Below are 8,340 nucleotides of genomic sequence, written 5' to 3' on the forward strand. Positions count from 1 at the left end.
TTTAATCTAAACGCCAAAAAGGCATGACTCCGTTAAATCGGAATCATGCCTTATTTTTTAGCGATTTTTTCTAACGATACTCTGTTCTACAGAGATAAAGTGATTCTTGCCATCAACCGTGTGGTCAATCAGGGTGAAGTAAGTCGTGTCCTTACTGTTTTCTGGTACCGCAAGGCGGGCATTGTAGCCAGTAGCAATAAAGTTATCTGCGATATCGTAGATATTCTTCAGCAGCAGCTCTTGCTGTTCATCATCGATACCAGAGAAGGACTCGTCCATCAAGATGATCTTCGGAGCAAGCGGATTGCTCATCTTCTTTTCGTCCAGTTCTAAGACGATCAAAAGTGGTTCAAGGATCGCCCGGCTTCTTTGCCCTTCAGAGAAGGCGTTAAGCTTACGGTCAGTCATCTTTTCCGGGGCGTCACCAGCATGGCGGCGGAAGCTGATGTTAAATCTGTACCATTTCTTGTAGTCAAATTCCTCATAGAAGTGGTCAACCAGTTCATCCCTGGTCATTTCATCGTTATTGTCCTTGATGTAAGTCCAGAAGCGGTCCATCAAGAGGGTAACCGCGTTTTGGCTTTCCGGACTGTCGATAGAAGTGTTCCCAAAAGCAGCCAGGTAGTCCTTTCTGTAGTCAGGAATTTCACTGAAGCTAGTATAGAAGGAGATATGGCTTGTCTGTTCCTTTTCCTTCAAGGACTTGCTGATCTGTTTAGTTAAAGTTGTAGCTTCGGCAGTGGCCTGGCGGATCTTTTGCAGAATCGTCGAGTTGTTAAGGTAGCGGGCCAGTCGCTGAACCTCATCGTCAGCTGAAGCCTGGAATGATTCAAGCTGCTGGCGGATATCGTCATAGAGCTTGCTGAGTTCTAACTCCTGGCCACCGTAGTAGTAGTGAACCACTGCGATTTCATGTAACAAGTTTTGGACTTGAACGAGCAGGTAGTCGCTAAGTTCAATGTCTTCAAATTCCAAACGCTTGCTGTTGTCGACCCGATAGTCTGTTTTATCGTTAATGCTGTTAACGGCACTCATAGCCAAGTTAGCTTTACTTTGGTTGCTTGCCTTGACTTGCTCACTGTTCCAGTCGTTAGGGGATGCATCCTTGACCTTCTCAGTTAAATTCAGTTTTTCCAACAGATCATTTACTGCTGCATACTCATGATCCAAATCTTCATAGGCTGCCTGCTTTTCTGGCAAGCGCTCCTGGTAGGCAGTAAGATGATTGTTTTCTCGCTCCAACTTGAATTCGATTTCGTTAAGTTGCTTTTCAAGCTCCTTGAGCAGTTGGTCCAGTTCTTCCTTTCTAGCCAGCTGCTTTTTAGTTTCCGGGTCATTTCGGATTTCTTCCAGCTGCTTTTCAAGAGTCGCAATCTGAGCTTTAATTTCAGTCAGCCGGTCTTGCTTGTCCTGGACTTGCTTTGTCTTTTCAGATAATTCAGCGTGCGCTTGCTTGATCCGGCTTTCTGCACTAGCCAGCCGGTCCTTTTGCTTAAGCAGGTCATTTTCTTGCATAATCCGCTGGACTTGCTTGTCCTGGTATTTGTCCCAGGCCAGGCGGTAGTCGGCAAATTCCTTGCTCTCAGCTGGCAGGTCTGGGCAGAGCTCGCTAGTAAATTGTTCTTTTTGCCGGTGGAAGTCAGCCAACTGTACTTGCAGCTTTTCTTGCTTCTTTAAGCGTTTGTCTTGTTCAGCAAGGGCATTATTATAAGCGATTTGTGCTTCGGTGACCTTGTTACTCTTTGGGAAAGTAGCAGGATCTGCTTGTTTAAACAGCTCTTGATAGCTGGCCAGTTTGTCTGCCAGATCCGCTAAGCGTTGCTTAACTTGATTGATTTCTTCCGTCAGCAGGGCAATCTGTCTTTCCCGTTCCTTTTGCCGGTTACTTTCACCGATATGGGTGATTGCTGTGCCTTTCTCGCTGTGCACATTGACACTGGCATAACTGATATGACCGTCTTTAACCGCAATCGTTTGTAAAAAGGCGTTGACCCGGTCGTCTTGACTGACTAAGTAGTCGGCGAGGGTTGGGAGATCCTTCGTACTTGCATTATTTACATTGGCAGTAAAACCATCAGCTTCCAAGCCAGTCTTGATCTCCTGACCATCAAAGAGGGCGTAGAGGAGGTTAGAGTACTTTAAGTCGCTTTCCAGTTGCAACTGAAGGTTACTCGGCACGCCTTCTTTAAAGTCGACCAGTTCAAAAAGTTGCTTGCCGTCTTCGAACTCAGCTGTTGTTTCTGGTTTTGGCTGTTCTTGCAGCTTTTCCAAATCAGAGTTCAGGTGCTTTAACTGGGTCTTTTCAAGCCGAATGTCATTTTTGGTCTCAGCGATGGCTTCTTGGTACTGGCCTCTGGCATTTTCCAGCAGATGCCGTCTGTCTTCATAAACGTCAAGGTCAAATTCTGCCACTTGATCAAAACTGATTTCTCTTTCCTTGAGCCAGGCACTTGTTTCTTGATCAAGTTCAGCCAGGGCAGAGGCAATGTTATCCGTGTAGATGGTCTCGTCAAAAGCATTAATTGCTTGATTTACAATGCCCAACTCGGTAGCCAGCTCCTGGTTTTGCTCAGCTAATTTATCCAGTTTATCCAGGAGCAGCTTTTGTTTCTTCAGCAGACCCTTTGCATCTGGGTACTTTTCTTCAAAATCAGCTTGAACTTGATACTTGGCAAGTTCTGTTTTGGTCGTTGCCAATCGGCCTTCAAGGATAACGAGAGCATTCTTCTCTTTTCTTGCGTCCTCGGTATAAGCGAGCAGCCGCTTTTCTGCATTTTTGCGGTCCTTTTGGGCTGCTTCAAAATCTCTTGCCCGGTTGTTTCTTTCATCTTTAGTTTGAGCGATTTTACGTGACAGCTGGTCAAGGTTCTTAGCATCAATCACGGCCTGCAGAGCTTGCTGTTCACCTTCTTTAGCCTTTGAATCCTGGCTGATACTTGCCTGGTCACTCTTCAGCTGGGCGATTGCTTCCTCAGTTTCCGCAAGACTAGCCTTTAATTTCTCAAACTGTTCTTGCTTTTGGCCCAGCTCAGTTTTAGCCTTGCCGTAGAAGTTCTGGATCTGGGCCAGAGTTGGCTTGTTGGTCAAAGTTTCCCATTCTTCAGTCTTGGCCAAAGCGTTATTCAGCTTGTCCAGTTCTGCCTTTTTCTTTTCTTCTTCAACCATGGCCAGGGCATTGTCGATGAAGTTTTCAACCGTTGCCCGGTCCGCGTAGTGGCGGAGGTTTGGCAGGGCAGTCTTTAATGCACTGTCCAGTTCAGCCGTGCTGCCAGTTTGCTTTAATGGCGGCTTCTCAAAAGCGGCCAGGTGCTCGAAGTACTCCTGCATCTCACTTTGTGAGGCAAAGCCAAAGAAGAGCTGGTTGATGGCATTCTGGTAGTCAGCCTGGGTCTCATAGCGACGTTCAACGTAGGGCTTGACGGCTCCGCGGAATTCCGGCCAGCTGGTCGAGTAGGGGAGGTCATCACCTTTAACTCCTTGCTTTAAGACGTAGTAATAGTGGTTGGTATTTGATCCATCGGCTGACTTGCTGTAGGCCAAAAGCAGGGTCTGAAGCAAATCATCTGCCTTAAATTCGGCCCAGGCAAAGCCGGCTTCACCAGCCTTAATGTAGTAGTCAAGACTCCGCTTGTTGTCGACAACCCGCATGCTGCCTAAGAAGATCGTTGGGAAAAGGGAGAGCATGGTCGCGGTCTTCCCGGACCCGTTTTCCCCGTTAAATACAATCGACTGGGTATTGGCGTCAAAAGTCTGATTTCTGTAATTGAAATAGTTGTAGAAGCCAAAGCGGTTAAGCTTATAATTCGTCATCAGTCATTTCCTCATCTTTTACGATTAATCCGGTTAAAGAAGTGGTGAACCAGGTATCTTGCTCTTTTGTCAAAAGGCCAGTGTCTTGCTCTTTAGAAAGCAGGCCATAATTGGTCAGTTCATTCAGGAGTTCGCTTACTTTCATCTTCAAGCCAGTTGCTTTCTGTGACCCGGTCATGGTCTTGTAGCTGCTAGTTTGCTTGGCCAAGTTAACTAATTCTGGCAACTGAAAGCGGCTCTGGCGGCTGTCATTGATCAATTGGACCAGTTCAACGGACATGGCATCCAGCTTGCTTTGCACTGTGTTGGGGAAATCCAGCTGGGAGTAGTTGAGCAGGATAAAGTAGTCGTCAACGTTAACTAAGCGCAGGCCTTGCTTACTTTCATGGTTAAAAAAGGGCTCAAAAGAATTCTGCAGGTAGTTGTACTCATTTTTGCCCATGTTTTCCTTGCGGAAGAAGCCGTTTAACAGGAGTTCTTGCCGGGCAAGATCGTTAGCAGTCTGCATCCCTTTTTCCAGATCAATTGGGTCCTGCGGCTTTGCCTGCTTGGTCAAGACATACAAGGAGTCCTTGTCGTCCTGGTCCCGGAGTTCAATAATCCCGTCCTTTTCCAGCTTGGCGATGACCGGCTTCAAGTACTTGGACAGTTCCACTGAACTTGCCTCTGACAGATTCTCTTTGTCGTTGATGTAAGCAACGATGTCCTGGTAGAGGATGGTCATGCCGACTTGCAGGCTGGTCAATCTGGCTAAAGTCTCATAGTAGACCCGGTATAAGAGAGGATCCGCTTGGACCCGCTTGTCAGCTTCAATGCCAACCGGACGGGTCTTGGAGTAAGCCCGTAGATGCAAGTCCTGGTCCAAGACCAAATTGAACTTATCTTTCAAGTATTTGCTGATCGCCAAGCGGTTCTGCCGGATATAAGCGGTCGTCTTGCCAGCCAGAAGATTCGGCATGACCTGGCTCCAATCTATTTCTGCCATCTGCTTTTTACCTCCAGTCTGCAATTGCATAAAATCAAGCTCTGTTTTGGTGATTCGATAATCATGTTTTCCGTTTGGAATTGCTTGATCAGAAGATAGTCGCCAGTCGTAGCGCTGGCACTTAACAAGTCACCATCAGCTGAGAAGCGGTAATCAAAATGACTTTGCCCCAGCAGTTTTTGCAAAAAGGCAAACTCTTCGTCAGTCAAATTAATTAATGCTTTATTGATCAGATTTTGTCCCAGTTCTGCCTGCTTGGCTTTTTCAGCCGCGTGCCGTGCTTGTTCAGCTGCGAGTTCAGCTTTTTCCTTGTCCGTCAGTTCCATGGACCGGGCAAGTTTGACTTCGGCCCGCTTTCGTTCTTTCGGTGTGAAGTTGTAGTGGATCTTTTCATCATCTAGGCTGTAACTAGCATGTTTGGACATGAACCAGTGGTGGTAGACAGGCGTGCCTTCATATTGGTCAAAAAGGAGGGCCATTTCCTGGGCTGTCATGCCAGCTTGAAAGCTCTGCGCTTGGGCTAAGAAGCGTTCAGCCCGTTGCTTGCTGACCTGGATTTCCCGGTTTTGGGAGATGAGGTCAATCAAGGCAAAAAACATGTCGCTTAAACGGTCTAAAAGGCTAGCATAGAGGCCGCTGCCATCCCGTTCGCTTTGGGCAATGTCTGCAATATTGCCAGCCATGATGTCGGACAATTCATCGCTGCTTTTGGTAGCGTTAAAGGCTAGCAGTTCATCGGCCAGGGGCTGGTAGAAGAGTTTGGGACCAATCTTAGTCTGGCTTTCCTCTAAGGCGAAAATTGTTTCCAGGACTTCTGGAATCTTGCTTTCAACCTTATCGAGCACTTCCTTGACTACGTCTCGCAGTTTAAACAACTCCTGGTTCAAGTCACTGGTTGTATTGGCATCAGTCTCCAAGCGGAAGACCTGCATGTTCAGATCGTGGATGTTGGTCGCGAAGCTGTCGATCCGGTTCTTCAGCCGGTTGTAGATCCCGTTGTTGTAGCCAAAAGACAAGTCATAAAGGGAGATACCGTCTTTAAAAAGCTGCTGCTTCAGTTCCAAATTCTCTGGATCTGTCAGCAGTCCTTCAAGACTTTCCTTTAATTCCCGTAAATTCTTGATCAGTTCATCGGTTTCCGTCATGGACAGGGATTCTCTGATCTGCTTTTGCAGGTTGGCAATCTTGTCAAAAGCCTGGAAGAGCTCCATGCTTTCGCTGGTTAAGGCATAAGCCGTGGTCTGCATGGCCTCTTTCATTGACCGGGCCTTAGCCTGATTGGTTAAAGGGATCGACTTTAAGTTTTTGCTTTCAGACAGCTTCTTAAGGATCTTAGTGACTTCGTCATAGTCAGCTAAAAGCTGCTCGCTAAGCTGGAGGGGAGTGTATTCCCCCATGGGGTGGCTGTTTAAATAGATGATTATGTCCCGGGCCAGGCCTGGTGAGGACACGGCTTTTAAAAATCCGTCCGCCTGGGACATGAAGCTCTGGTTGTCATAAAAATTCATGGATGGCCTCTTCAAAAATCACGCGTTTTTTCTTCTGGATCTCAGTCAATACTTCCTGCAAATCTGGATTTTCTACTTCCTTGATCTGCTTGTCTTTTACCGGCGGGACACTGGCTTGATAGTGTTCTTTATAGGTCTTCAGATCCATGTTAAGAAGGTGAATCTCTGGAAATTCCAATAAAAGATTGTCCGCGATCTTAATCCCGCTCTGGTCCAAATCGCCAGAATAGTAGAGCTGGCAAGAATTTGCAAGCAGGCGCTTGATTAGCTTTTTGGTGGCAAGATTGACCTGTCCGCCCGTGCAAACGAAGGCCCGGTCTGAAAACTTGCTGGCTAGTGCGGTGGTCACGCCAGAATTTTCATGCAGGTAGACCTTGATCTTTTCCGGTAAAGCAATTTGGTCAATGTCCGGTAGGGCAATAATGTCGTAGGTCAAGGGAGTATCCAGCAGATTGGCGGTCATCGCGAAGTTGTAGAGCTGGTCGGGATAGACGTTGAAGTCCTCTAAGGTTCCTTCTTCACCTAGCTGGGCTTGGATAATTTTTCCCAAAAGCCCGCGGCCCCGTCTTCCCCGGTCAAAGGCATGGGGGTCGCCTAGCACTTGTAAGGCAAAAGTTGGAAGCAAAACACCTTCAACTGGTTTCTCCCAGCCCTTTGCCATTTTTTGGTAAAAGGAGAGGTCGCTGATGATCTGTTTTTCTGAGAAATTTTCGGCAAGAAAAGCCGCGTAAGCTGGAGCTACGTCTTCTTTGAACTTGTCTAGTTTAACCTGGTCAGCACTGGCCTTTTGCTTGCGCCTGTCTTTTTTAGAGAGCAGGGGGCCATATTTATTTTCCAGCTCTTGATAAACTTCAGCTGGGCTCTGGTCATATTGCTTGAAAATCTGGTAGCAAGGGATGCTGTAATTGCCGTCTTTATCAAGCTTGGCCTTGGTCAACAAGCCAAGGTCGAGCAGGTCAGCTTTTGTCAATGTAACCCGCCAATTTTTAAGCTGCTGGTCTTCGCCTTTTTCAAGATAGAGGTCTCTGGTCAGAGCATGCCAATCAATCATGATTTTCGTCCCTTTTCCTTCTAACAAGTTCAGTTTAACTGCTGAATAATCTAAGCATAATGCTTTGTCATTTCCATGATATCAGATAGGGCAGGGGTTTATTCGGAAAAGAGGATTTTCTTTATGATTCCATCGCTTCGGATCCAGAATATGGCAAAAGGCCAAAAAATTAAAGAGGGGGTAAGTTAACTTCAGTCTGATATCTCAAGCAACTCTTAGCAAGTGGAAAAAGTGTAAGAAGGCAGTCATATCAATGATTTAAGCAGGTATAGCTCCTAATTTTTTGTCCGTCCGCGTACGTCAGTTTTTATTGGAGCATTGTCTATTTCCATTAGTTTGCGAAAAAATGCTATAATTTTCTGTGAAAGCGCTGTAGAAATGCGAAAAGGAGCAAATTTAGATGGAAAAGATACTGTATCTCATGCGGCACGGGCAAACCTTATTCAACCTTGAACACAAGATCCAGGGTTGGTGCGATTCACCTTTGACTGAATTAGGGATTAACCAGGCCAAGATCGCTGGCCGCTACTTTACAGATAACAAGATTAAGCTGGACCACTGCTATGCAAGCACGAGTGAACGGGCAAGTGACACTCTGGAACTAGTTACTGGCGGCAAGCTGCCGTATATCCGGCTCAAGGGGATCAAGGAATGGAATTTTGGCCGCTTTGAAGCGATGGATGAATTATTGAACCCGCCGCTGCCTTACAAGGACTTTTTCGTCAAATATGGCGGGGAAGACCAAGAGGAAGTCGGGGAGAGAGTGGCTAAGACCTTGAGCCAAGTCATGCAGCAAGAAGACCACCATTCCGTTTTAGCCGTATCGCACGGCGGTGCCATGGTCTGCTTTTTACGTTACTATAAGCAGCCTTTACCTCACGAGATGAAAAACTGCACTATCCTCAAGCTGAAGTATGAAGACGGACAGTTTACCTTACTGGACTACTTTGAACCAAATTTTGGTTCAGTATAAAAACTTGTGTAAA

General features: G+C 46.6%; 5 protein-coding genes. 1 reads left to right on the top strand and 4 read right to left on the bottom strand.

What is annotated here, in order from left to right; translation table 11 throughout:
• Positions 1-57: 57 nt before the first annotated feature.
• The 4 genes from HMPREF3168_RS06490 to HMPREF3168_RS06505 are packed head-to-tail and all read right to left on the bottom strand — an operon-like array spanning position 58 to position 7,354.
• On the bottom strand, positions 58-3,810 hold the full coding sequence (locus HMPREF3168_RS06490; RefSeq protein ID WP_070489244.1) for an SbcC/MukB-like Walker B domain-containing protein: 3,753 nt from the start codon (positions 3,808-3,810) through the stop codon (positions 58-60).
• On the bottom strand, positions 3,797-4,795 hold the full coding sequence (locus HMPREF3168_RS06495) for a hypothetical protein (RefSeq protein ID WP_003614584.1): 999 nt from the start codon (positions 4,793-4,795) through the stop codon (positions 3,797-3,799). Before HMPREF3168_RS06495 ends, HMPREF3168_RS06490 begins: the two co-directional genes overlap by 14 nt.
• Positions 4,783-6,303, bottom strand: a complete 1,521-nt coding sequence (locus HMPREF3168_RS06500) for a hypothetical protein (protein WP_003614575.1) — start codon at positions 6,301-6,303, stop codon at positions 4,783-4,785. The genes HMPREF3168_RS06495 and HMPREF3168_RS06500 overlap by 13 nt, the downstream gene beginning before the upstream one ends.
• Positions 6,290-7,354, bottom strand: a complete 1,065-nt coding sequence (locus HMPREF3168_RS06505; protein ID WP_070489246.1) for a DUF2399 domain-containing protein — start codon at positions 7,352-7,354, stop codon at positions 6,290-6,292. The genes HMPREF3168_RS06500 and HMPREF3168_RS06505 overlap by 14 nt, the downstream gene beginning before the upstream one ends.
• A gap of 400 nt (positions 7,355-7,754) precedes the next feature.
• On the opposite strand from HMPREF3168_RS06505, the gene HMPREF3168_RS06510 reads away from it, so the two are divergent.
• The gene (locus HMPREF3168_RS06510; protein WP_070489249.1) at positions 7,755-8,327 is read left to right on the top strand and encodes a histidine phosphatase family protein; all 573 of its coding nucleotides are present in this window, start codon (positions 7,755-7,757) and stop codon (positions 8,325-8,327) included.
• Positions 8,328-8,340: the final 13 nt, after the last annotated feature.

The organism is Lactobacillus sp. HMSC08B12 (assembly GCF_001808415.1).
In the GTDB taxonomy this organism is placed as follows: Bacteria; Bacillota; Bacilli; order Lactobacillales; family Lactobacillaceae; genus Lactobacillus; species Lactobacillus delbrueckii.